The organism is Streptomyces sp. NPDC048297 (assembly GCF_043201585.1).
Lineage (GTDB): Bacteria > Actinomycetota > Actinomycetes > Streptomycetales > Streptomycetaceae > Streptomyces.
Map to the genome: position 1 here is coordinate 251177 of NZ_JBICZA010000004.1, position 22111 is coordinate 273287.

At 71.5% G+C, this 22111-nt stretch carries 19 protein-coding genes; 8 read left to right on the forward strand and 11 right to left on the reverse strand.

What is annotated here, in order from left to right:
* Positions 1 to 168 precede the first annotated feature (168 nt).
* From ACGFYV_RS06355 to ACGFYV_RS06365, 3 genes are all read right to left on the reverse strand, one after another.
* On the reverse strand, positions 169 to 336 hold the full coding sequence (locus ACGFYV_RS06355; RefSeq protein WP_393877198.1) for a hypothetical protein: 168 nt from the start codon (positions 334 to 336) through the stop codon (positions 169 to 171).
* 10 nt (positions 337 to 346) lie between these two features.
* Positions 347 to 1003, reverse strand: a complete 657-nt coding sequence (locus ACGFYV_RS06360; protein ID WP_393877199.1) for a 1,4-alpha-glucan branching protein — start codon at positions 1001 to 1003, stop codon at positions 347 to 349.
* 170 nt (positions 1004 to 1173) lie between these two features.
* Positions 1174 to 2802 carry an adenosine deaminase gene (locus tag ACGFYV_RS06365; RefSeq protein ID WP_393877200.1) on the reverse strand — a complete coding sequence of 543 codons (1629 nt, stop codon included), beginning with the start codon at positions 2800 to 2802 and terminating at the stop codon, positions 1174 to 1176.
* Between the two features lie 277 nt (positions 2803 to 3079).
* Here ACGFYV_RS06365 and ACGFYV_RS06370 point away from each other — a divergent pair, with 277 nt between their 5' ends.
* The gene (locus ACGFYV_RS06370; RefSeq protein WP_393877201.1) at positions 3080 to 4075 is read left to right on the forward strand and encodes an SGNH/GDSL hydrolase family protein; all 996 of its coding nucleotides are present in this window, start codon (positions 3080 to 3082) and stop codon (positions 4073 to 4075) included.
* A 102-nt stretch (positions 4076 to 4177) separates the two neighbouring features.
* Here ACGFYV_RS06370 and pgm read toward each other — a convergent pair whose 3' ends face one another.
* Complete coding sequence (gene pgm / locus ACGFYV_RS06375) at positions 4178 to 5818, reverse strand: phosphoglucomutase (alpha-D-glucose-1,6-bisphosphate-dependent) (RefSeq protein ID WP_393877202.1); 1641 nt, start codon at positions 5816 to 5818, stop codon at positions 4178 to 4180.
* 268 nt (positions 5819 to 6086) lie between these two features.
* On the opposite strand from pgm, the gene ACGFYV_RS06380 reads away from it, so the two are divergent.
* The gene (locus ACGFYV_RS06380; protein ID WP_393877203.1) at positions 6087 to 6713 is read left to right on the forward strand and encodes a DUF4328 domain-containing protein; all 627 of its coding nucleotides are present in this window, start codon (positions 6087 to 6089) and stop codon (positions 6711 to 6713) included.
* A 22-nt stretch (positions 6714 to 6735) separates the two neighbouring features.
* On the opposite strand, the gene ACGFYV_RS06385 is transcribed toward ACGFYV_RS06380, so the two are convergent.
* Positions 6736 to 7593: a chitosanase gene (locus ACGFYV_RS06385; RefSeq protein WP_393877285.1), complete on the reverse strand. Its 858-nt coding sequence runs from the start codon at positions 7591 to 7593 to the stop codon at positions 6736 to 6738.
* Positions 7594 to 7920: 327 nt separating this feature from the next.
* On the opposite strand from ACGFYV_RS06385, the gene mgrA reads away from it, so the two are divergent.
* The 4 genes from mgrA to ACGFYV_RS06405 all read left to right on the forward strand — a co-directional run bounded on the left by mgrA (position 7921) and on the right by ACGFYV_RS06405 (position 12451).
* Positions 7921 to 8967 (forward strand): L-glyceraldehyde 3-phosphate reductase, encoded by a 1047-nt coding sequence (gene mgrA / locus ACGFYV_RS06390; protein ID WP_393877204.1) that lies wholly within the window; start codon positions 7921 to 7923, stop codon positions 8965 to 8967.
* A 257-nt stretch (positions 8968 to 9224) separates the two neighbouring features.
* Positions 9225 to 9710, forward strand: a complete 486-nt coding sequence (locus ACGFYV_RS06395; RefSeq protein WP_393877205.1) for a cation:proton antiporter regulatory subunit — start codon at positions 9225 to 9227, stop codon at positions 9708 to 9710.
* Between the two features lie 5 nt (positions 9711 to 9715).
* The gene (locus ACGFYV_RS06400; protein WP_393877206.1) at positions 9716 to 11002 is read left to right on the forward strand and encodes a cation:proton antiporter; all 1287 of its coding nucleotides are present in this window, start codon (positions 9716 to 9718) and stop codon (positions 11000 to 11002) included.
* A 567-nt stretch (positions 11003 to 11569) separates the two neighbouring features.
* Positions 11570 to 12451, forward strand: a complete 882-nt coding sequence (locus ACGFYV_RS06405; RefSeq protein WP_393877207.1) for a prolipoprotein diacylglyceryl transferase family protein — start codon at positions 11570 to 11572, stop codon at positions 12449 to 12451.
* 28 nt (positions 12452 to 12479) lie between these two features.
* Here the strand turns inward: ACGFYV_RS06405 and ACGFYV_RS06410 are convergent, their stop codons facing one another.
* The 5 genes from ACGFYV_RS06410 to ACGFYV_RS06430 all read right to left on the reverse strand — a co-directional run bounded on the left by ACGFYV_RS06410 (position 12480) and on the right by ACGFYV_RS06430 (position 18366).
* Complete coding sequence (locus tag ACGFYV_RS06410) at positions 12480 to 14144, reverse strand: MFS transporter (protein ID WP_393877286.1); 1665 nt, start codon at positions 14142 to 14144, stop codon at positions 12480 to 12482.
* A 155-nt stretch (positions 14145 to 14299) separates the two neighbouring features.
* On the reverse strand, positions 14300 to 14773 hold the full coding sequence (locus ACGFYV_RS06415; RefSeq protein WP_393877208.1) for a MarR family winged helix-turn-helix transcriptional regulator: 474 nt from the start codon (positions 14771 to 14773) through the stop codon (positions 14300 to 14302).
* A 67-nt stretch (positions 14774 to 14840) separates the two neighbouring features.
* On the reverse strand, positions 14841 to 15884 hold the full coding sequence (locus ACGFYV_RS06420) for an MASE1 domain-containing protein (protein ID WP_393877287.1): 1044 nt from the start codon (positions 15882 to 15884) through the stop codon (positions 14841 to 14843).
* A 218-nt stretch (positions 15885 to 16102) separates the two neighbouring features.
* Complete coding sequence (locus ACGFYV_RS06425; RefSeq protein WP_393877209.1) at positions 16103 to 16933, reverse strand: PP2C family protein-serine/threonine phosphatase; 831 nt, start codon at positions 16931 to 16933, stop codon at positions 16103 to 16105.
* Positions 16934 to 17124: 191 nt separating this feature from the next.
* Complete coding sequence (locus tag ACGFYV_RS06430) at positions 17125 to 18366, reverse strand: hypothetical protein (protein ID WP_393877210.1); 1242 nt, start codon at positions 18364 to 18366, stop codon at positions 17125 to 17127.
* Between the two features lie 275 nt (positions 18367 to 18641).
* On the opposite strand from ACGFYV_RS06430, the gene ACGFYV_RS06435 reads away from it, so the two are divergent.
* The gene (locus tag ACGFYV_RS06435; RefSeq protein ID WP_393877211.1) at positions 18642 to 20096 is read left to right on the forward strand and encodes a glyceraldehyde-3-phosphate dehydrogenase; all 1455 of its coding nucleotides are present in this window, start codon (positions 18642 to 18644) and stop codon (positions 20094 to 20096) included.
* Between the two features lie 241 nt (positions 20097 to 20337).
* On the opposite strand, the gene ACGFYV_RS06440 is transcribed toward ACGFYV_RS06435, so the two are convergent.
* On the reverse strand, positions 20338 to 21291 hold the full coding sequence (locus ACGFYV_RS06440; RefSeq protein ID WP_393877212.1) for a LysR family transcriptional regulator: 954 nt from the start codon (positions 21289 to 21291) through the stop codon (positions 20338 to 20340).
* A 151-nt stretch (positions 21292 to 21442) separates the two neighbouring features.
* On the opposite strand from ACGFYV_RS06440, the gene ACGFYV_RS06445 reads away from it, so the two are divergent.
* Positions 21443 to 22012, forward strand: coding sequence for a TetR/AcrR family transcriptional regulator (locus ACGFYV_RS06445; protein WP_393877213.1), 570 nt, complete (start codon positions 21443 to 21445; stop codon positions 22010 to 22012).
* Positions 22013 to 22111 lie beyond the last annotated feature (99 nt).

Here is a 22111-nt window from a genome sequence, read left to right on the forward strand (position 1 = left end):
TGGGATGCGCCGTGGGCGGCCCTGGACTGGGGTTGCGCGATCGGTGTGCGGGTCGGTGCGCCGCGCCCTCATGGGGCCAGGGCGAGGGACTGCCGAAAGAGTGACAGATTTGACCGGGCCATGCCAGACGGCAAGGGGGAAGTGGGTGGGCGTGCTCCTGATGCCGGGTCAGCGGGGGCGCACGGCAGGGAAGGTCCACGGCGGGGTGGCCGCGGTGAACAGCCGGCGGCGGCGCCGCGCGGACAGGGCGGCGCCCAGCCGGCTCCCGGCGAGCGCGAAGCCGGCGAGCGCGAAGCCGGCGAGCGCGAAGCCGAGGAAGAGGATGTTGCCGGTCATGGGCGCCGGGTCAGCCGGTGTTCAGGACCATGAAGAGCGCCCCCAGACGGGTGTCGTCCGGGGCCGGCCAGCCCGTTGCCACATGGCCGACCGCGCCCGGGGTGGGCAGCGGTGGGTTGCCGGGCACCGGGCTGAGGACGCGGTGGATGTGGAGGGTCGTGCCGTGCGGCGCGGGCAGCCGGGTGCCGTGCTCGTCGTCGGCGGGGGCCGGGGTGACGGCGGTGCGCGGGAAGGGCTCGCCGGTGTAGGAGCGGGTCACCTCGTGGTCGGGGGTGTCGGAGACGCTCTGTGCCATCGCCTGGGCGCGGCCCTCGATGAGTGAGAGCAGTCCGGTGACCAGCACCGGGTCGTGGCAGCCGTCGTACACCCAGCGCTTGCCCAGCACCCCGTGTTCCGAGGTGCCGATGAGGGCGTGGTCCGCACCCTCCAGCGGAGCGCCCCGGTAGCTGAGCGGCACCAGGTAGGCGGTCGGTTCGGGGGTGGAGGTGTCGGTGGCCACCATGAACTCGATGCCGACCTCGCCCTCGGGGTCGTCCAGCCGGAAGCCGCCGGACTTCGTCAGCACGGGCGCCCCGGCGCCACCGCGGTACCAGGGCCGGGTCGGCAGCCAGGTGGTGAGGAGTTCGAGCTTGGTCGGCTTGAGAGTGGTGTGGTGGATGACGGCCATACGGGAACCTCTCCAGGCGGACGCGTGGGCGGGCCTTCGCAGCTTGCCACATGGCAGCACCGGGCGGGTTCTCGGCCGTACGCACGCGAACCGGCCCTGCACATCCCCGAGTCGGGGCGGCAGGGCCGGGGGGATCGCGTGGGAAGCCGGTCAGTGAGGCGAGCGGGCGGTCAGTGGGCCGAGCGGGCGTGGGTCCGCTCGAAGGCCGCGAACGCGCCCTCCTGGCGCCACTCCAGCCGCGCCTTCGGGCTGTCCGCCAGCAGACGCTGACAGGCCCGGGAGCGTACGGGGAGGCCGGGCCGCTCGTCACGGCAGGCCGCCACCGGGCGGTACCCGGACGCGGTGGGGTTGCCCTGCCACAGGCTCGCGCCGGGCAGGAACCCGTACTCGAGGGAGGCGCGGGCCAGGTCCTTCAGCACGGGGTAGCCAAGGCTGTACGTGCTGGAGGCGTACTGGTACTCGTGGCTGATGTCGATCCGCGACACGCCGGGGTCGTCGGTGGACAGGACCACCGGCACGCCGTACCGGCGGTAGGTGTTGAAGGGGTGGTCGGCTCCCTTGACGCCGAGGATCTGGGCGTTGCTGGAGAAGGGGACCTCGACGGCCACCCGGCGGGCCGCCATGGTGCGGGCGGTCTGCTGCCAGTCGTCCTCGTGGACGAGGTCGACGCCGTGCCCGACCCGCTCGGTGCGGGCGATGTTCACGGCCTCCTTGATGTGGAACTTCAGGTCCGCGGGCTTGACGAGTCCGGGCCACAACTCGCCCGCGTGCAGGGTGACATGGGCCTTCGGGTACTGGGTGCGCAGGTACTGGACCATGCGCATCTGCAGGCTGTAGTTGCGCAGCGAGCTGTCCCAGTCCTCGGGCTGGACGAGGTTGACCGCGACGAAGCGCGGGTCGGCCTCGGCCAGCCGCATGCCGAGGGCGAGCTGGGTGAAGACCCGCTCGGGTGAACTGCCCCTGGAGGCCTGGGAGATCCAGCGGACGGTGAGGGCGCAGCCGGGCCGGGCCTGGCCGGTGCCGCAGTGCTCCGTGGCGCGGAACTCGGCGTCGCCGTCGTCGGCCTCCTTGCGGGCCTCGGCCACCACCTTGTCCAGCTTGCCGCCCGCGACCAGCTTGCGGTGCAGCGCGGCGAGGTCGTCGTCCCAGCCGACCTGGTTGGCCAGGTTCTTCGCGCTGTCGGAGGCCGGGGTGATCATGGTCTCCAGGTAGAACTGGTTCTGCCGTACGACGCCGTCGGCGACGTTCGCGAGCAGCTTGCCGCGGTGCCGCCAGGTGGCCTCGCCGAACTTGTTGAACGTGTCGAAGAAGTGGTCGTGGCCGTTCTGGTCGGGCGGGAAGTCCTGCATGGACCAGGCGCGCACGATCGCGTCGTGGAAGGCGCGGTCGGTGCGGGCGTCGGCGGCCGGGCGGGTGCCGGGGCCGCAGGGCGGGGCGACGGCGGTCAGCGTGGCGTCCAGGCACAGCCCGTCCTCGGCGGCCAGCTCGATGAGGTACTCCGTGGTCACGGCGCCGGAGAGGTGGTTGTGCAGGTCCCCTCCCTTGGGCAGTCGCCGGAAGAAGTCACGCAGAGCCGCGGGCCGGGCCTGGGCGGACCGGAGGTAGGCGTCCGTGCGGGCCTCGGCCTGTGTGACGGGTCGGGGCGCCGCGGCACCCCGGGCACCGTGCCGCGGCGCGGGCTGCGCGGCGGCGGGCTGCGCCGCGGCCGGCAGAGCGGACAGCAGGGACAGGACACTGAGAGTGCCGAGCGCGGCCGGAACGACCCGGCGGCGCACGACACTTCGACGTTGCGGATTCACCAGGGAATGATCACGGAAGGATCACCGAGGAATCGTTTCACTCGGCTGCGGTTCCCTGGAGAACACCCGACCGGGTGACACCGCGCCCCTGTCGGCGCGCCAGGGCCCCCGCTTCGAGCCGCCGGGCGCACGGGTTCCGCTCCGCACGCGCGCGAATGTTCGTACCGGCTTCTGGTCCGCGCGACCAACCGGACGGTATACAGGCCCAGTCGAACGCGCGAGCGCCGCACCAGGGGTGTGGACTCGGCGCGATGTCCCGGTCTCAGGGGGAGGATCCATGACGGACGACTTGCGTGCGGGGGACGTGGCGAGAGGCCGGCGGCGGGCCGCCGTGCTGGGGGCGGCCCTGGGCGGCTGCGCCCTCGTCGCCGCCTCCACGACACCCGCCGCCGCACAACCGGTCGCCGCACAACCGGTCGCCGCACAACCGGTCGCCGTGCATCCGGCAGCCACGCATCCGGCCGACCACGGCCTCAGCCACGGCCACGACCGCGACCTCACCTATGTCGCGCTCGGCGACTCCTACACCTCCGGCCCCGTCATACCGGACCAGGTGGACGCCAACTGCGCCCGCTCCGACCGCAACTACCCCTCGCTCGTGGCGGCGCAGCGCCGGGCGACGGTGTTCAAGGACGTGAGCTGCGCGGCGGCCACGACGAACGAGATGTGGAAGGCGCAGGGCACCAACGGCCCCCAACTCGACGCGGTGGGACGGAACACCGACCTGGTGACGGTGCAGATCGGCGGCAACGACGTCGGCTTCGGCCCGATCATCGGCACCTGTGCCTCGCTCGCCGCCCAGGACCCCACCGGCAATCCCTGCGAGCGCTCCTACAACGCCGCCGGATACGACCGGTTGGCCCTCACCATCGCGCAGACCGCGCCGAAGATCGACCGGGTGCTGCGGGCCGTGCACGACCGGGCGCCGCACGCGCGGGTCCTCGTCGTCGGCTACCCGGACCTGCTGCCGGACGACGGCAGCGGCTGCTTCCCGTCGGTGCCGTTCGCGCAGGGGGACTTCCCGTATCTGCGGGACACCGAGAAGCGGCTGAACCTGATGCTGCGTCTGGTGGCCGCGTGGAACGGGGCGGAGTACGTCGACACGTACCGTCCCACGGTCGGCCACGACATGTGCAAGGCGCCCGCCGACCGCTGGATCGAGCCGCTGCGCCCGGCCTCCCCCGCGGCCCCGGCCCACCCCAACGCCACCGGTGAGGCCGCCATGGCGCAGGCCGTGCTGGACCGGCTGGCGCAGCCACGCGGACGGGACTGACCAGGCGCGGACGGCGGCCTCCACGCGCCCGGTGCGGCGCACTGATGTGGCGCACCCGGTGCGACGCACCGACGTGGAGGCCGTCGCGCGACCGCCGTGTGCTCAGCCGTCGAGGGCGCTCTGGACCACGGCCTTCGCCTCCTCCTGCACCCGGGCGAGGTGGTCCGGGCCGAGGAAGGACTCGGCGTAGACCTTGTAGACGTCCTCGGTTCCCGAAGGGCGGGCGGCGAACCAGGAGTTGGCGGTGGTCACCTTGATGCCGCCGATCGCGGCGCCGTTGCCCGGTGCCTCGCTGAGGACCCCGGTGACCGCCTCGCCCGCCAGCGTGTCCGCGCCGACCTGGGCCGGGGACAACTTGCCGAGCAGCGCCTTCTGCTCGCGGGTCGCCGGGGCGTCGATGCGGGCGTAGGCGGGCTCACCGAAGCGGGCGGTGAGGCCGGCGTAGTGCTCGGACGGTGTCCGGTCGGTGACCGCGGTGATCTCGGAGGCGAGGAGGGCCAGCAGGATGCCGTCCTTGTCCGTGGTCCACACCGAGCCGTCCCGGCGCAGGAAGGAGGCGCCTGCCGACTCCTCGCCGCCGAACCCGAGGGCGCCGCTGACCAGTCCGTCCACGAACCACTTGAACCCGACGGGCACCTCGACGAGTTGACGGCCGAGGTCGGCGGCGACCCGGTCGATCATCGTGGAGGAGACGAGGGTCTTGCCGATGCCCGCGCTCTCGGGCCACTGCTCGCGGTGCCGGTAGAGGTAGGAGATGGCGACGGCGAGGTAGTGGTTGGGGTTCATCAGGCCCGCGTCCGGGGTGACGATGCCGTGCCGGTCGGCGTCGGCGTCGTTGCCGGTGGAGATGCGGAAGCGGTCGCGCTGCTCGATGAGGGAGGCCATCGCGTACGGCGATGAGCAGTCCATGCGGATCTGGCCGTCCCAGTCCAGCGTCATGAACCGCCAGGTCGGGTCGGTGTGCGGGTTGACCACGGTCAGGTCGAGGCCGTGCTGTTCGGCGATGCGGCCCCAGTAGGCGACGGACGCCCCGCCGAGCGGGTCGGCGCCGATGCGCAGGCCGGACGCGCGGACGGCGTCCAGGTCCAGCACGCTCGGCAGGTCGCCGACGTAGGCGCCGAGGAAGTCGTGGCGGTGGGTGGTGGGCGCGGCGAGCGCGGCGGTGTACGGGATGCGCCGTACGTCCTTCATGCCGCCGGCGATGATCTGGTTGGCCCGGTCCTGGATCCACGAGGTGGCCTCGGAGGCGGCCGGGCCGCCGCTGGGCGGGTTGTACTTGAACCCGCCGTCGGCGGGCGGGTTGTGCGAGGGGGTGACGACCACGCCGTCGGCGAGGGCGGAGGTGCGGCCGCGGTTGTGGGCGAGGATGGCGTGCGAGACCGCCGGGGTCGGCGTGTAGCCGTCCTCGCTGTCGATGAGCACGGTGACCCCGTTCGCGGCGAACACCTCAAGGGCCGTCACCTTCGCGGGCTCCGACAGGGCGTGCGTGTCGGCGCCGAGGAACAGCGGGCCGTCGACGCCCTGGGCGGCGCGGTACTCGCAGATGGCCTCGCTGGTGGCGGCGATGTGGTCCTCGTTGAAGGCGCTCGCCAGGGACGAACCCCGGTGCCCCGAGGTGCCGAACGCGACCCGCTGCGCCGGGTCGGCCGGGTCGGGGTGCAGCGCGTAGTACGCCGTGACCAGCCGGGCCACGTCGACAAGGTCCTCGGGACCGGCCGGCCGGCCGGCTCGCTCGTGCGGCATGAGTCCGCTCCTCCGCATCGGTGTGATCGAACGCTCCGGCCGCCCATCTTTCCTTGCCAGGGGCCCGGCGTGCGAGTACGCCACCGAGAGGCGGTCGGCGATCGGAGCCGGCCGTCACCGCTGCCCTATGATCCGGTCCTCCGGTCTTCCCTCTCGACCGTCAGCGCGCCGCGCCCGCGCGTGCTGTGACCGGCCATGCCGTACCTGCCCGTGCCATGCCCGCGCGCCGTCCCCGCGCGCGCCGTCCCCGACAGACAGGAACCCCGCCATGTCCGCCGTCACCGCCGCCGTCGTCAAAGCCCCCTGGCCGCTTGCCCGTTCCGCCCAGGCCGCCGTGGCCGTGACAGCCCTGGCGGACGTCTACCGGGCGGTGACGCTGCGGGCACACCGGCTGGATCCGCAGGAGACACCGCTGAGCGTGTCGGGGCGCGTGTCCACGCTGTTCGTGTACGTGTCCCTGGCCACGGTCGTGCTGTTCCTGATGTGGTTCTCGCGCTGCCGGCGCAACGCCCGGCTCCTGTCCCCCGAGCCCCTTGCCGGCTCCCCCGCCTGGGCCGTGTTCGCGTGGCTGATACCGGTGGTCAACTTCTGGGCACCGCGCGGGCTGGTCCTCGACGTCCACGGCGCGAGCGGCCCCGGCGCCGCCGAGGGGCGCGACCGCGCGCTGGTGAACATCTGGTGGGCGGCCTGGGTCGGGCACGCGCTGGTGGGTGCTGTGGGCATGGGGGTGGCCGGCGGGACGTCGCTCGCCGTTCTGCTCGTGACCGAGTTCCTCGAACTGGCCGCAGGCGCGCTGGCGATCGCCGTGATCCAGCGGGTCACGGCACGGCAGTCCGCGGCGCTCGCGGGGACGGGCCCGTTGCCGGGCGCCGCGGTACTGCCGCGCGTGTCGTAGGCACCGCGGGCCGCCGGGCGGCTCAGCCGATGTGGTAACTGTCGCCGTACACCTTCCAGTCCAGCGGGGTGTTCAGGTCGAGGTTGCCCTTGCGCAGGAAGACCCGCTGTTCGGTGTCGACCCGGGTGGTGTCGCTGTGGGCCTCCTCCTGCTTCATGGCCCACACCCGGGCGTCGAGGAAGGCACTCAGGTACGTCGTCTCGTCGCCGCCCTGGGCCGGCGGCTTGGCGCTGCGCAGGGCCCGCTTGCGGATGTTGCGGAAGCTGGTGGGGTCGTCGCCGTCGCCGTGCATGACGATGGCGTCGTAGTAGGCGAACTGGCCGAGCGCCCGCAGCCCGTCCGTCTTGCCCTGCGCGACGGCCGGGTCGAAGTAGACGCGGTCGCGCTCGTCGTTCTGGGCCTGCTGGAAAGCGGAGTCCTGGGCGGCCTTGCGCCAGTCCCTGGGGTAGTTGGGGTCGAGGCCGTCGTGCGAGTCGGTGCCGTCGACACTGCGGAGGGCCGGCAGGTACGGGGCGAGGACGTTGCCGGGCTTGCGGTCGGCGTAGAGCTGGACGAGGTCGAGCATGTCGCCGGTCCCGGAGCAGAAGCCGATGATGCCGGCGGTGTAGCCGCGTCCGTCGTCGATGTCCTCGATGTACTTGTACTGGGCCTTCCAGTCGAGCGAGGAGTTCTCCGCGCTCGAGACCAGTTTCATGGCGATCTCCTTCTTCGCCGGGTCGTCGAGGCCCGGCGCCGCCGCCGAGGCCGTCGTGGCCGCCGCGACACCACGGGTGCCGATCAGGGCCGAGGAGGCGACGATGCCGAGCGCGGCGACGACGGTCCGGCGGGACAGGAGGGCGGAGGCCGGTGTCTCACGGTCTGCCGCGCGGTCTTCGTGCATCACGGGAACTCCAAGTCGAGGTGGGGGTTGGAGAGCTGGTCCGGTACAGTACTGGTAGGAAAGTTTCCTATCAGGTGTGACGGAGGCCGGTAACCCGTCCGGCGGGAAGTTCGTAGGATCGAACAGTGCGCTGTGCGGCACCGAGCGGCACGGCCCGCAGCAGTGAGCGGCACCGCCCGCAGCAGGGTGAGCGCCCGGCCGATTCAGAAGCCACGCCGATCAATGCCATGAGGTCCGTTGGTTGGACTTACGAATCTTGAAGGCGCAGGGTGGATGAGCCCCTTTCATCCAGGGGGAACCCCCTGCAGACCAGCCGGAGAAGACCCGATGAACCACGTCGCTGACCCCGAGCGCTACAACGGCACCATGCGTTACCGGCGCACCGGCCGCTCGGGGCTTGACCTTCCCGTCCTGTCCCTGGGCTACTGGCACAACTTCGGCGACGACCGCCCCTTCGAGACCCAGCGCGAGATCGCGCTGCGCGCCTTCGACCTCGGCATCACCCACCACGACCTGGCCAACAACTACGGCCCGCCGTACGGCTCGGCCGAGATCAACTTCGGCCGGCTGCTCAAGCAGGACCTCGCGCCGTACCGGGACGAGCTGGTGATCTCCACCAAGGCGGGCTGGGACATGTGGCCCGGCCCCTACGGTCAGGGCGGCGGCTCGCGCAAGTACGTGCTGGCATCGCTGGACCAGTCGCTGCGCCGGATGGGCGTGGACTACGTCGACATCTTCTACTCCCACCGGCTGGACGCCTCCACGCCGCTGGAGGAGACGATGGGCGCGCTCGACACGGCCGTCCGCCAGGGCAAGGCCCTGTACGTCGGCATCTCCTCCTACGACGCCGAGCGCACCCGGCAGGCGACCGCCATCCTGCGCGAGCTGGGCACCCCGCTGCTGATCCACCAGCCGTCGTACAGCATGCTCAACCGCTGGATCGAGACGGACGGACTGCTGGACGCGGCCGAGGAGGAGGGCTTCGGCGTGATCGGCTTCACGGCGCTCGCCCAGGGCCTGCTGACCGACCGCTACCTCGACGGCGTCCCCGGCGACTCGCGGGCCGCGCAGGGCAAGTCGTTCGACCCGGCCTGGCTCACCGAGGACATGCGGGGCCGGCTGCGCGCCCTGAACGACATCGCGGCCCGGCGCGGGCAGACGCTGGCCCAGATGGCGCTGGCCTGGGCGCTGCGCGACGAGCGGGTCACCTCGCTGGTCATCGGCGCCTCGCGGGTCGAGCAGCTGGAGCAGAACGTGGCGGCACTGGAGAACCCCGGCTTCAGCGACGAGGAACTGGCCGAGATCGACAAGCTCGCCACCGACGGCGGCGTCGACCTGTGGCGGGACGCCCGGCTGGGGAACCTGGGCGGCTGAACGGCGGCGCCCCCTCACCCCGGCCCGAGGCTCACGACCGCACCTCTCGCCGGCCTGAGACTCCCGACCGCGCCCCTCACCGGCCTGAGACTCCCGGCCACCCCTCTCACTGGCCGCCCCTTCCCCGACCGCCTCCCCCCTGGCCACCCCTTCCCTGTTCCCTGACGGCCCCCTCCCCCTGTGGCCGCCCACCGTCAAGCTAAGCTTCCGGTAATCGTTTCACCAAGAAACAGTCAAGGAAGGCCAGGGGGGCCGCCATGGGCACCGCACGCACGAGCAGGACGCCATTGCCGGGTATCGGCGTCCGGTACGACCTCACGACCCGGGAGCGGCGCCGTCTGTCGGTGGTCGCCCACCACGACGGATCACGGACGCTGAGCGCCTACCGTGACGACGATCCCGACGCCTGCGCGCTGTCGGTCCAGCTCTCCGGCGGGGAGGCGGAGGCGCTCGTCGACGCGCTGAAGCCGACGCACCACAGCCCGAGCCTGCTGTCCACCACCGAACTCGGCCTGGTGGCCGAGCGGGTCTCGCTGTCCGCGGCCTCCCACTGGAACGGGCGCCTGCTCGGCGAGACACGGATGCGGACCGAGACCGGCGTCTCGATCGTGGCCGTCCTGCGCCGCGCCGACGCGATCCCCTCCCCCGGCCCCGACTTCCGGCTGGCCGGCGGCGACACGCTCATCGTGATCGGCACCCGCGAGGGCGTCGATGCCGCCGCCGACATCCTCGGCCGGGAGTGATGCGGATGCATTCCACGCATTCCTCCGCGGTCTTCCTCATCGAGTTCGGCGCCATCATCCTCGGCCTCGGACTGCTCGGCCGGCTCGCCGCCCGGCTGCGCTTCTCGCCCATCCCGCTGTACCTGCTCGCCGGGCTGGCCTTCGGCAAGGGCGGACTGCTGCCGCTCGGGGCCAGCGAGGAGTTCGTGGCGATCGGCGCCGAGATCGGCGTGATCCTGCTGCTGCTCATGCTGGGCCTCGAGTACACCGCGGGCGATCTCGTCTCGAACCTGAAGACGCAGTACCCCGCCGGCCTCGTCGACGCCGCCCTCAACGCCCTGCCCGGTGCCGCCATGGCCCTGCTGCTCGGCTGGGGCCCCATAGCCGCCGTCGTCCTGGCCGGCATCACCTGGATCTCCTCGTCCGGCGTCATCGCCAAGGTGCTCGGCGACCTCGGCCGGATCGGCAACCGGGAGACCCCGGTGATCCTCAGCATCCTCGTGCTGGAAGACCTGTCGATGGCCGTGTACCTGCCCGTCGTCACCGCGCTGCTGGCCGGGACCGGTCTCGCCGCGGGCAGTGTCACGCTCGCCGTCGCCCTCGGCGCGGCCGGCCTGGTGCTGCTGGTGGCGGTGCGCTTCGGCCGGCACATCTCCCGCTTCGTCTCCAGCGACGACCCCGAGAAGCTGCTGCTGGTCGTGCTCGGCCTGACCCTGCTGGTGGCCGGTCTCGCCCAGCAGTTGCAGGTCTCGGCGGCGGTGGGCGCGTTCCTGGTGGGCATCGCGCTGTCCGGCGAGGTCGCCGAGGGCGCGCACCATCTGCTCTCCCCGCTGCGGGACCTGTTCGCCGCGGTGTTCTTCGTCTTCTTCGGGCTGCACACCGACCCGGCCGCCATCCCGCCGGTACTGCTGCCGGCCCTCGTCCTGGCGGCCGTCACCACGCTGACCAAGATCGCCACCGGCTACTGGGCGGCGCGCCGGGCGGGCATCTCCGCGCAGGGCCGGTGGCGGGCGGGCGGCACCCTGGTGGCCCGGGGCGAGTTCTCCATCGTCATCGCCGGTCTCGCCGTCACCTCGGGCATCGACTCCGACCTGGGACCGCTGGCCACGGCCTACGTCCTGATCCTGGTCGTCCTCGGCCCGCTGACCGCCCGCTACACCGAGCCCCTCGCCCTTCGGCTGACGCGCCGACGGGGCGCGGCCACGGCTCGCGCCGAGGTGTCCGCGGGCACGGTGACGGCGGCGGAAGCGGACGTCTCCCCCTTGGAGCAGGACGTCGCAGGCTTGGACCAGGACGCCGCAGGCCGTCCCTGACAGGACGCCGGCGGCCGTCCCCGACAACCGGAGTCTTCGCTCTCTGCGGTGGGTCATCTGATGACACCTCACCATCTGATGACACCTCACTATCTGATGACACCTCACCATCTGATGACACCTCGTCATCTGATGACACCTCCCCCGTGGCGGCCACCGCCCCGGCCCCGGCGCCGAAGGGGATGAGCGGGTGGTGGCCGTAGGACGTTTTCCAGGCCGGGGCCGCGACCTGCTTGTCCGAGCGCGTGCCGACCGGAACCCCGTCCAGGGGATCGCCGTCGGCGCTGTCCCGCCCGGGTCAGCCCGGCACAGCCTGCGGCACATCCCGCGCCCCCAAGTGCGGCAGGACCGCCCCAGAGTGCCACCCGATTGCCCTCACGGCCCCCATCTGTGGGCGGCCGGCGACAAACGCCGATCCCACCTCCTACGCTCCTCCCCACAAGCCGCACCTGTTCACGCGGGGATTCGCCTTCAGCAATCGCATCCTCGGGGCCCAGGAACACCTTTCCCCCGCGCGGTGTCAGGTCGGCCCACTTGGCTGAGTACTCAATGGTGAGGCGTGCAGCGATGGCTCAGAAAATCAGCGCGGTCGCGATACCCGGTCACAGACCGGCAGGACTTCTTACGGGCGGCACAGAGCGGCACGGCGATGTCGGACCGATCGGTCAGGCCAGTGTTCAAGGCGTCGAGTGGTTCATCCGGAAAGCGCACCACGTGGCTCGACGCGGCCGGTATCACCCGTATTTCCTCGCTTCCGACCTGGCGCTCGGGGCAGCCGTAGGGATGAGCCTGGTCGTGGCCCAGCTGTGGGGTGGCGTGCGGTGGTGGGGGCTCGCGGTACCGATGGTGCTGCTCCACCTGATCGGCTACCCGCTGTATCTGAGAATCAAGCTGAAGGTCGTGAAGACCGCTGCCCGGTCCTTCTTGCAGGACGCCGTACTCCTCATCATCCCCGGGCTTGTTCTCATGTCCTTCGCGCTGGGGGTTTCACCGCGCGCGGCGACGGACTACCTCGGCCTGACTCTGCCGGTGATGCTGGCCATCTACCGGGTCGGCTGCCTGGTGGGCGGATGCTGCTTCGGGCGTGCCAGCGCGCGGGGTATCGCCTATCGACCCGAGCATGTCGTGATGGCGCAGACGCGGTGGCGGCGGTTCGATCCCGGTCCGGCTCCTGCCGAGCGCGTCTTCCCCCTGCAGTTGGTCGATGCCGCGGCCAATGTCGTCATCGCGTTGTCGCTGCTTCCACTCGCGCTCGACACGGACAAGCAGCCGGCCGTGTCCCTGCTCCTTCTTTATCTCGCCGGATACAGCACCGCCCGGCTGCTGCTGGATTCCTTCCGCGGGCATCGCCATCGCCCCATGCGCCGTCGTCTTTCCGAAGCGCAGTGGACCGCGCTGGTCCTCATCCTCCTCGCGGGTGTGTGGATGGGGCTGGCAGCCAGTCTGTGATCACGCGGCATCGTCACAGCGCCGTCGCTCAGGAGGAGGGCGCTGTGCGGTGCTCCGGCCGGTCGGTGGTGGTGTGGTCCGGGCCGTCCTTCGGGGGTGCCGCGTCCGCGCGCTCGTGGCCGCCGCGCAGCGCGGAGGCGAGGGCCGCGACCAGGGCCATGGCGGCGGCGACGGAGAAGACGATGGTCAGTCCGTGGTGGAAGGGGCCGGAGACCAGTTCGGGGAAGAAGGTGTGCCCGGTGAGCGTGGCGCGCCGGCTCGCGGTCAGGTGGTCGAGGGTGCCGCTCGCGCCGAGCAGGTGCCCGATGGGGTTGTTGCCGAGGAACGTCGCGAACAGGGTGCTGACCGGCGGCAGCGAGGCCACCTCGTGGGCGGTCGCGGCCGGTACGCCGTGTGCCTTCAGCCCTTCGCTGAGCGTCGAGGGCAGGGTGGAGGCGAGGCCGGACACCATCAGGGAGAAGAACACGCCGATGGACAGGGCCGTGCCCGAGTTCTGGAAGGTGGAGCGCATCCCGGAGGCCACGCCCCGGTAGCGGGCCGGCACGCTGCCCATCACGGACGAGGTGTTGGGCGAGGAGAACATGCCCTGGCCCAGCCCGTTGAGCAGCAGCAGGGCGGCGAACATGCCGTAGTCGAAGTTCACCGGCAGCGCGAGCAGGCCGAGGAAGGAAGCGGCGACCAGGATCAGGCCGGTCGTGGAGAAGAACCGGGCGCCGAACCGGTCGGACAGGTAGCCGGAGACGGGTCCGGCGATCAGGAAGCCGAGGGTCAGGGGCAGCATGAAGATGCCGGCCCACAGCGGGGTGTCCTCGAAGTCGTAGCCGTGCAGCGGCAGCCAGATGCCCTGCAGCCAGATGATGAGCATGAACTGCAGTCCGCCGCGGGCGATCGCGGTGAGCAGCGCGGCGAGGTTGCCCGCGGCGAAGGCCCGCACCCGGAACAGGGAGAGCTGGAACATCGGCTCGGCGACCCGGGTCTCCACCACGCAGAACACCAGCAGCAGGAACGCTCCGCCGATCAGGCCCGACAGCACCCAGGGGTTGGTCCAGCCGGTGGGGTGGCCGCCGTAGGGCTGGATGCCGTAGGTGATGCCGGCGAGCAGGATGCCGGCACCGGTGGCGAAGGTGATGTTGCCGAGCCAGTCGACGCGCCCGCGCCCGGCGGACGCGGTCTCGCGCAGGCTCAGGTACGACCAGACGGTCCCGGTGATGCTGACCGGGACGCTCACCCAGAACACCGCCCGCCAGTCGACGGCGGCCAGCAGACCGCCGGCGAGCAGCCCGAGGAACTGCCCGGCGAGCGCGGTGATCTGGTTGATGCCGAGGGCCATGCCCCGCTGCCGGGCCGGGAAGGCGTCGGTGAGGATGGCGGCCGAGTTGGCGGTGAGCATGGAGCCGCCGAAGGCCTGCACGACGCGCCACAGGATGAGCCACAGGGCGCCCGCGCCGGCCCGGAACGGGTCGAGGGACAGGGCGACCGAGGCGCAGGCGAAGACCAGGAAGCCGAGGTTGTAGATGCGGACCCGGCCGAACATGTCCCCGAGCCGGCCGAGGACGACGACCAGTACGGCCGAGACCAGCAGGTAGCCGAGGATCATCCACAGCAGGTAGCCGATGTTGCCCGCGGCGAGCGGGTCGAGGCCGATGCCCCGGAAGATCGCGGGCAGGGAGATGATCACGATGGAGGCGTCCATCGTGGCGATCAGCACGCCGAGCGTGGTGTTGGAGAGCGCCACCCACTTGTAGCCGGGCCCGGGGGGTGTGTCGCGGAGCCGGGCGGACCGGGCGAGCAGCCAGGCGCGCGCCGCGCCCGTCGTCGGGGTGCCGGCCCGGCCGGACGGCTGCCCGGTCACAGCCGTTCCGCCAGACGGTCGAGCAGGGGCAGCACGGTGTGCAGTACCTCGCGCTCCTGCGGGGTGAACTCGTCGAGGGCACGGGCGAGCCGGGCGACGGACTCGGAGCGGCGCTCGGCCAGCACGGCACGGCCCTCGCCGGTGACCGACACGATGGCCCGCCGTCCGTCGGTGGGGTCGGGGGTACGGCTGACCAGTCCGCGCTGTTCGAGGGAGGCGAGGATGCTGGCCATCGCCTGCGGGCGGACCCGCTCCAGGCCGGCGAGCGAGCCGGGTGAGTCCGGTCCGCCGGAGGCGAGCCGGTTCAGTACCGAGACACCGGAGAGGCTGACGTCCCCCACCGCGTGTGCCTGACGCAGCCTGCGCACGATCCGGCCCATGGCCAGCCGCAAGGAGGCCGCGAGCGGCACGGTGTCCTGTGGCGGCCCGGCGGAGCGGGTGCCGTTGTCGGTGATTCCGTCCATGCCCATGATGAGTAACAGTAGGTTTATCAGCCTGGACTGTTCAACCAAGGTTGAGTAATTCGCCGGGGTCCTCTCACGACGTGTCTCCGGGCCGGGGTTTGCCGCCCGGCCACGGCCTGCCGTCGTTCCCCGTGCCGTTGTCGGGGCCCGCGGACGGGCGGGGCGGCTGGCCCTCGCCCGCGGTGAGGTGTTCCAGGACCTCGACCAGTTCCTTGCAGGCCTGTTCGACCGAGCTGCGGGTGTTGCGCTGCTCGGTGATCACGGCGGACAGCAGGAGCGCGGTCAGCGCCATCGAGCCGTTGAAGGCCTGGAGTTTCGCCATGACCTCGATCCGGCTCAGTCCGTGGAAGGCTCCGGCGCCGTCGGTGGCGGCGACGGTGGCCAGCACGGACGTCACCAGCGCGCAGAGCATGCTGCCGGCCAGCTGGAAGCGCAGCGCGGCCCAGATGATGAGCGGGTAGACCAGGAACGCGAGGCTGAGCGGGCTGTAGATGGCCAGGGGGACGAGGCAGGCGGTGACGACGGCCAGCGCCGCGAACTCCGCCGAGCGTCTGGCGGGCGGAGCCCGGCGGGCTCCGTACAGCAGCAGGATGAACGGGGTGACGATCAGGACGCCCATCGCGTCGCCCACCCACCAGGCCAGCCAGACGGGCCAGAAGGAGTGCAGGGGCAGCTTGCCGGTGATCAGGAGGAGGCCGACGCCGATGCTGGCGCTGATCAGCATGGCGCCCAGCGCGCCCAGGAACACCAGGGCGAGGCCGTCGCGCAGCCGGCCGATGTCGAGGCGGAACTTGGCCTTGCGCAGCAGCACGAGCGCGCACAGCGGGGCGACGGTGTTGCCGACCATGAAGCCGAGCACGTCCGGGCCGGGCGGGAACGAGAGGGACAGGATGACGAGGAACGCGCCGAGGGCGATGCCGGGCCAGCAGCCGGCTCCGAGGATCAGCAGGGCGGCGACGGCGACGCCGGTGGGCGGCCAGATGGGGGTGACCACCGCACCCTCGACGACGAGCCGGCGCACGAGTCCGAGCCGTCCCGCCGCGAAGTAGCAGGCGGTGACGGCCAGCACCTGGAGCACATAGACGCCCCGCGGACGCAGATCCTGGACACCCACCACAAGCGACATCTCACACCGGCGGCCCACCGACGGCGAGGCGAGAGCCGCCCGGTCCCGCTCTATGGCTGAACCTGCGGCCGTGCCCGGTACCGGGAACCGCGGCGCACCCCGTGGCTGAATCCATGGCACGCACGCCACGCACGCCACGCACGGCATGCACGCGCCACGCACGGCCGCCGGCCCGAGCGGCAGGGGCGGACAGGGGTCGACAGGGGCCGCTACGGCCGCTCGTCCGGTTCGCCGTGACCGACGACGAGGACGGCGGCGTCGTCCTCGTGCCCCACGCTCTCGGCGCCCTTGATCACGGCGGCGGCCAGCGCGTGGACCTCGAGACCGGTGACGGCGGCGGCGCCCGCGAGCCGTACGACCTGGTCGAGGCCGTCGTCGATGGTCATCGCGGGGCCTTCCACGACGCCGTCGGTGAGCAGGACGAACACGCCGCCGGTGGTGAGCCGGTGCCGGGTCGCCCGGTACTCCGTACACGGCTCGATGCCGAGCGGCGGCCCGCCCTCGTCGTCGACGACGCCGGACTTCCCGTCGGCCGTGGCCCAGACGAAGGGGATGTGTCCGGCCCGTGCGCTCTCCAGCAACCCGGTGGCCGGGTCGAGCCGCAGGAACGTGCAGGTGGCGAACAGTTCGCTGCCCAGGGACAGCAGCAGGTCGTTGGTCCGGCACAGGAGGGTGCCAGGCTCGCTGGCGACGGTGGCGAGGGCGCGCAGTCCGGCCCGGACCTGCCCCATGAAGGCGGCGGCCTCGATGTTGTGCCCCTGCACGTCGCCGATGCACAGCCCTATGCGGCCGCCGGGCAGGGTGAAGGCGTCGTACCAGTCGCCGCCCACGTTGAGGCCGGAGCAGGCGGGCGCGTACCGCACCGCGATACGCAGACCGCGCCGGCGGGGCAGGTCCCGGGGCAGCATCCCGCGCTGAAGGGCGATCGCCAGCTCGACCTGGGTGCGCTGGAGCTCCGCGCGCTCGCGTGCCTGGGCGGTGAGCGACCCGAGTCTGGCGAGCAGCTCGTCGCCGTCGTCCGTGGAGCGCTTCCGGGACATCGATCACTTCCGGATACGAGGTGACCTTCTGACGTGACCTTCTGACGTGACCTTCTGACGTGACCTTCTGACGTGACCTTCTGACGTGACCTTCTGACGTGACCTTCTGACGTGACCTTCTGAGGTAAACTCCTTGATTTTACCTATTTCGGACGAATACACCCTGAGAGAAGGCAGCCGTCCGGGCCCCCTCACAGCGGGGAGTGGGCGACCACCGTCACGTAGGTCCCGTACAGCAGGGAGACGACGGCCAGGGAGGCGCCGACGAGCAGAGCCTGGGCCGGCCGGACGCGCCAGGTGCGGACCAGGGCGCGCGCGGGCGGGATGAGCAGCGGGAAGGCCGGCAGCAGGAAGCGCGGCTTGGACGAGAAGGAGCCGGAGCCGCCGAGCACGAGCAGCAGCAGGACCCCGGCGAAGACCACCAGGACCAGCGGGGCACGGTCCAGGCACAGCAGCCCGAACAGCACGACCGCGACCACGACGAGGGCCAGGGCCACCGGGTAGACGACGCCGCCGCCGTGCCGGAACAGCGCCGCGAGGAACCGTGCGGCACCGACCCCGAAGTCGAAGCGCGAGTCCCAGGCACTCTGCACCCGGAAGTAGCCGCCGAGCAGATCGCCGGTCTGCGACCCCACCCACAGCACATAGCCGAGCCAGCCCACCGGGGCGAGGAGAGCCCCCACCCACAGTCCCGCCGGCACCCGGCCGCGCCGGCGCAGCACCTCGTGCACGGCGGCGGCACCGACGGCGACCGCGACGGCGAACCCGGTCGGCCGGGCCAGGCCCGCGAGCGCGGCCAGCGACCCGGCCCACAGCCAGCGCCCCCGGAGCACGCAGTACAGCGACCAGGCCGCGAGGGCGGCGAACAGGGACTCGGTGTAGGCGATGGTCAGCTCGACGGCGTGCGGCAGGACGGCCCAGAGGGCGACCAGTGCGGTGGCGACGGCCCTGCCGTACAGGTGGTGGCCGATGAGGTAGACGCCGTACGCCGCCACGATCGCCGCACCCCAGGAGACGAGCAGGGCGGCCTGGCCGGGGGTGACGAAGGGGAGGACGGTGGTGACGGCCCGGACGAGGCCGGGGTAGAGCGGGAAGAACGCCCAGTCGGTCTGGACCGCGCCCGCCTGGCTGATCCAGATGAGGCGGCCGTAGCCGTGGGCGGCGATGTGCAGGTACCAGCGCGAGTCCCAGGCGTGGGCCAGGCTCCTGGTCGTCGCGTGTCCGGCGAGGTGGTCGGCGACGATCACGGCGAGGACTCCGGCCAGCCGGACGGCCGCGAACAGCGCGAGGGCGAGCGCGGCGCCGTGGGCCATCCGGTCCCGGCCGGCTCGGGGCAGCGCGGGACGGGTCAGCGCCGGGCGGGGCAGCGCGAGGCGGCGGGGGAAGCGGGAGGGGGCGCCCTGCTCGGGCCGCGGAACGGAAGACGTGCTCACGCTCCGACCTTGGGCAGCCCGGCGCGGCCACGCCAGGCGCGACCCGGGTTTCTTACGGTCTTCCACCCTGATTCAGGAACAGGGGTGACCGTTTTCAGAAACAGGGGTGATCGTTTTCAGGAAACGGAACAAACAGGGCGTCAGGAACCAGGACAGGAAAGATCCCAGGAACCGGGATGAACAGGAGCAGTGACCACCCCCACAGCCGACCCCGGGAAAGATCAACGTAGGGTGTTGTTAGCATATGAGCGCTGCCTAGCTCGAAAGATTGATCTGTGACTGTCAACGACGACTCGTTCACCAACTGGATGCACCGCGAGGAGATCGCGGAGTCGATGATCCCGATCATCGGGAAGCTGCACCGCGAGCGGGACGTGACCGTCCTGCTGCACAGCCGCTCCCTGGTGAACAAGTCGGTGGTCAGCATCCTGAAGACGCACCGCTTCGCTCGGCAGATCGCCGGCGAGGAGCTCTCGGTCACCGAGACCATGCCGTTCCTTCAGGCCCTGACGACCCTCGACCTCGGGCCCTCCCAGATCGACCTCGGCCTGCTCGCGGAGACGTACAAGGCCGACGACCGCGGTCTGAGCGTGGAGCAGTTCACCGCCGAGGCCGTCGCCGGTGCCACGGGCGCCGACAAGATCGAGCGCCGCGAGTCGCGCGACGTCGTCCTCTACGGCTTCGGCCGCATCGGCCGCCTCGTCGCCCGCCTGCTCATCGAGAAGGCCGGCTCCGGCAATGGCCTGATGCTGCGTGCCATCGTCGTGCGCGGCGGCGGCGAGCGGGCCGCCGACGACCTCGTGAAGCGTGCCTCACTGCTGCGCCGTGACTCCATCCACGGCCAGTTCAACGGCACGATCACGGTGGACGAGGACACCAGCACGATCGTCGCCAACGGCAACACGATCAAGGTGATCTACGCCGACGACCCGACGTCCGTGGACTACACCGAGTACGGCATCCGGGACGCCATCCTCATCGACAACACCGGCAAGTGGCGCGACCGCGAGGGCCTCTCCAAGCACCTGCGCCCCGGTATCGAGAAGGTCGTCCTGACCGCGCCGGGCAAGGGCGACGTCCCGAACATCGTGCACGGCGTCAACCACGACACGATCAAGCCGGACGAGCAGATCCTGTCCTGCGCCTCCTGCACCACCAACGCGATCGTCCCGCCGCTGAAGGCCATGGACGACGAGTACGGCGTGCTGCGCGGCCACGTGGAGACCGTCCACTCGTTCACCAACGACCAGAACCTGCTGGACAACTACCACAAGTCCGAGCGCCGTGGCCGCTCCGCGCCGCTCAACATGGTGATCACCGAGACCGGTGCCGCCTCCGCCGTCGCGAAGGCGCTGCCCGACCTCAAGGCGCCGATCAGCGGCAGCTCGATCCGTGTCCCGGTGCCGGACGTCTCGATCGCGATCCTCAACCTCCGGCTGGCCCGCGAGGCCACCAGCGAGGAGGTCCACGACTACCTCCGCGAGGTGTCGCTGACCTCTCCGCTGCGCCGCCAGATCGACTTCACCACGGCGCCCGACGCGGTCTCCAGCGACTTCATCGGCTCCCGCCACGCCTCGATCGTGGACGCCGGAGCTCTCAAGGTCGACGGCGACAACGCGATCCTCTACCTGTGGTACGACAACGAGTTCGGCTACTCCTGCCAGGTCGTCCGCGTCGTCCAGCACGTCTCGGGCGTCGAGTACCCGACCTACCCGGCGACGGCGGTCTGACCCCGAAGCCGAGCGTGACCCACGCGACCTGAACGGCCGCCGACCGGAACTCCGGTCGGCGGCCGTTTCGTTCGCATACAGGGCGTTGTGCAGGGCTTTATGCAAGGCGCCATGCGGAACGCCATGCAGTGCGCTGTACGGGACGCCATGCCGTGCGCTGTGCGGGACGCCATGCCGTGCGCTGTGCGGGACGCTGTTCCGGCGGCACCCGATCGCCGCCCACCCGTGTCGCCGCCGCCCCTCACGCCCCCGCGACGTTCCATGTGCTCGACGCCCACGCCCTCAGGTGCGGTGCCTGGGCGACGAGATCGCGGTAGGCGGCCGTGGCCGACTGGAAGAGCGCGTCGACCACGTCGGCGGTGACCGCGTCGGGGCGCCAGGCCAGGACGTAGCGGCACCACAGCGGCGAACCGGCCAGCGGCTTGATCGTGACGTGCGGGATCGGACGCAGGGTCGGCTGGACGACGGAGACACCCAGACCGTCCGCGATCATGCTCTGCACCTGGGCCGGATCACCGAGGAACTCATGCACGGCGACCGGCGTGAAACCGGCGGCCGCGCAGGCGTCGTAGAACACCCCGGGCCAGCCCGCGCCGTCGTCCGGGGTCAGGAACCACTCGTCCTCGGCCAGGTCGGCGAGCTGGATCTGCGCGCACTGACGCAGCCGGTGCCGGTCGGGCAGGGCGACGAACGTCGGCTCGGTGACGATGCCGCGGTGCCGCACGGCGGCCGAGTGCCGCAGTTCCCTGCCCGGATAGTCGGCGGCGATGGCCACGTCGGCCCCGCCCTCCTCCAGCAGCTCCACGATCCGCGAGGAGGCGTAGACGCTGGTCACGGTGAAGGAGAGAGCGGGCAGCCGGGTGCGGGCGCGGGACATCGTGCCGGAGAGCACGGGCGAGTTGGTCGAGGCCACGCGCAGCGTACGACGCGGGCGTGCGGCGGCCGGACGGTGACCGATGGCGTCGGCGCGGGCGAGGACGTCACGGGCCTGGGCGACGACCTCGGCGCCGTACGGCGTCGGCCGTACGCCGCTGGTGCCCCGTTCGAACAGCGGCTCGCCCAGATGGCGCTCGATCCGCCGCAGCTGGGTGCTCACGGCCGGCTGCGAGTACCCGAGCCGCGTCGCCGCGCGGCCGACACTGCCCGCGTCGGCGACCGCGCACAGCACCCGCAGGTGGCGAAGCTCCAACTCCATCGGTCCATTGTGCCGCCCGTCCGCCCATGTCCCGGCCCCCGCCCCCTGGCATCGGCCCGCCTGACGACAGCAGCCCGACTACAGACGTCTCGTGTTTGCCTAAAGCTCTTAGGCACCTGCATAATCTCTATCGGCAAAGAGGAGGAAGTGCATGGTGCGCGTCGGTCTGACCACGGAGCGTCTGGTGCGTGCGGGCGCGGAACTGGCCGACGAGGTCGGCTTCGACCAGGTGACGGTGTCCGCGCTGGCCCGGCAATTCGACGTGAAGGTCGCGAGCCTGTACTCGCATCTGAAGAACTCCCACGACCTCAGGACGCGGATCGCGCTGCTCGCGCTCGAGGAACTCGCCGACCTCGCCGCCGAGGCGCTGGCCGGCCGCGCCGGCAAGGACGCGCTCGGCGCCTACGCCAACGTCTACCGGGACTACGCCCGGGAACACCCCGGCCGCTACGAGGCGGCCCGGTTCCGGCTCGCCCCCGAGACGGCCGCCGCGAGTGCCGGCCCCCGGCACGCCCAGATGACCCGGGCGATCCTGCGCGGCTACGACCTCGACGAGCCGGACCAGACCCACGCGGTCCGGCTGCTGGGCAGCGTGTTCCACGGTTACGTCAGCCTGGAGGCGGCCGGCGGCTTCAGTCACAGCGCACCCGACTCGCAGGAGTCCTGGACCCGGATCCTCGACTCCCTCGACGCACTCCTGCGCAACTGGCCGGCGCCCTGATCCACCCGCTCCCCCGCTTCCCTTCCCCCACTTCGCTTCCCTATCTCCCCTTCTTTCGCCCTCACTCCCCCTCTTCTCTCCTCCCGAGAGGCTCGCTCG

Excerpts from the sequence above, each read along its gene's own strand:
- ACGFYV_RS06355 (WP_393877198.1), bottom strand. The coding sequence starts at position 336 with ATGACCGGCAACATCCTCTTCCTCGGCTTCGCGCTCGCCGGCTTCGCG.
- ACGFYV_RS06360 (WP_393877199.1), bottom strand. The coding sequence starts at position 1,003 with ATGGCCGTCATCCACCACACCACTCTCAAGCCGACCAAGCTCGAACTC.
- ACGFYV_RS06370 (WP_393877201.1), top strand. The coding sequence starts at position 3,080 with ATGACGGACGACTTGCGTGCGGGGGACGTGGCGAGAGGCCGGCGGCGG.
- pgm (WP_393877202.1), bottom strand. The coding sequence starts at position 5,818 with ATGCCGCACGAGCGAGCCGGCCGGCCGGCCGGTCCCGAGGACCTTGTC.
- ACGFYV_RS06380 (WP_393877203.1), top strand. The coding sequence starts at position 6,087 with ATGTCCGCCGTCACCGCCGCCGTCGTCAAAGCCCCCTGGCCGCTTGCC.
- ACGFYV_RS06385 (WP_393877285.1), bottom strand. The coding sequence starts at position 7,593 with ATGCACGAAGACCGCGCGGCAGACCGTGAGACACCGGCCTCCGCCCTC.
- mgrA (WP_393877204.1), top strand. The coding sequence starts at position 7,921 with ATGAACCACGTCGCTGACCCCGAGCGCTACAACGGCACCATGCGTTAC.
- ACGFYV_RS06395 (WP_393877205.1), top strand. The coding sequence starts at position 9,225 with ATGGGCACCGCACGCACGAGCAGGACGCCATTGCCGGGTATCGGCGTC.
- ACGFYV_RS06400 (WP_393877206.1), top strand. The coding sequence starts at position 9,716 with ATGCATTCCACGCATTCCTCCGCGGTCTTCCTCATCGAGTTCGGCGCC.
- ACGFYV_RS06405 (WP_393877207.1), top strand. The coding sequence starts at position 11,570 with ATGGCTCAGAAAATCAGCGCGGTCGCGATACCCGGTCACAGACCGGCA.
- ACGFYV_RS06410 (WP_393877286.1), bottom strand. The coding sequence starts at position 14,144 with ATGGACGCCTCCATCGTGATCATCTCCCTGCCCGCGATCTTCCGGGGC.
- ACGFYV_RS06415 (WP_393877208.1), bottom strand. The coding sequence starts at position 14,773 with ATGGGCATGGACGGAATCACCGACAACGGCACCCGCTCCGCCGGGCCG.
- ACGFYV_RS06425 (WP_393877209.1), bottom strand. The coding sequence starts at position 16,933 with ATGTCCCGGAAGCGCTCCACGGACGACGGCGACGAGCTGCTCGCCAGA.
- ACGFYV_RS06440 (WP_393877212.1), bottom strand. The coding sequence starts at position 21,291 with ATGGAGTTGGAGCTTCGCCACCTGCGGGTGCTGTGCGCGGTCGCCGAC.
- ACGFYV_RS06445 (WP_393877213.1), top strand. The coding sequence starts at position 21,443 with ATGGTGCGCGTCGGTCTGACCACGGAGCGTCTGGTGCGTGCGGGCGCG.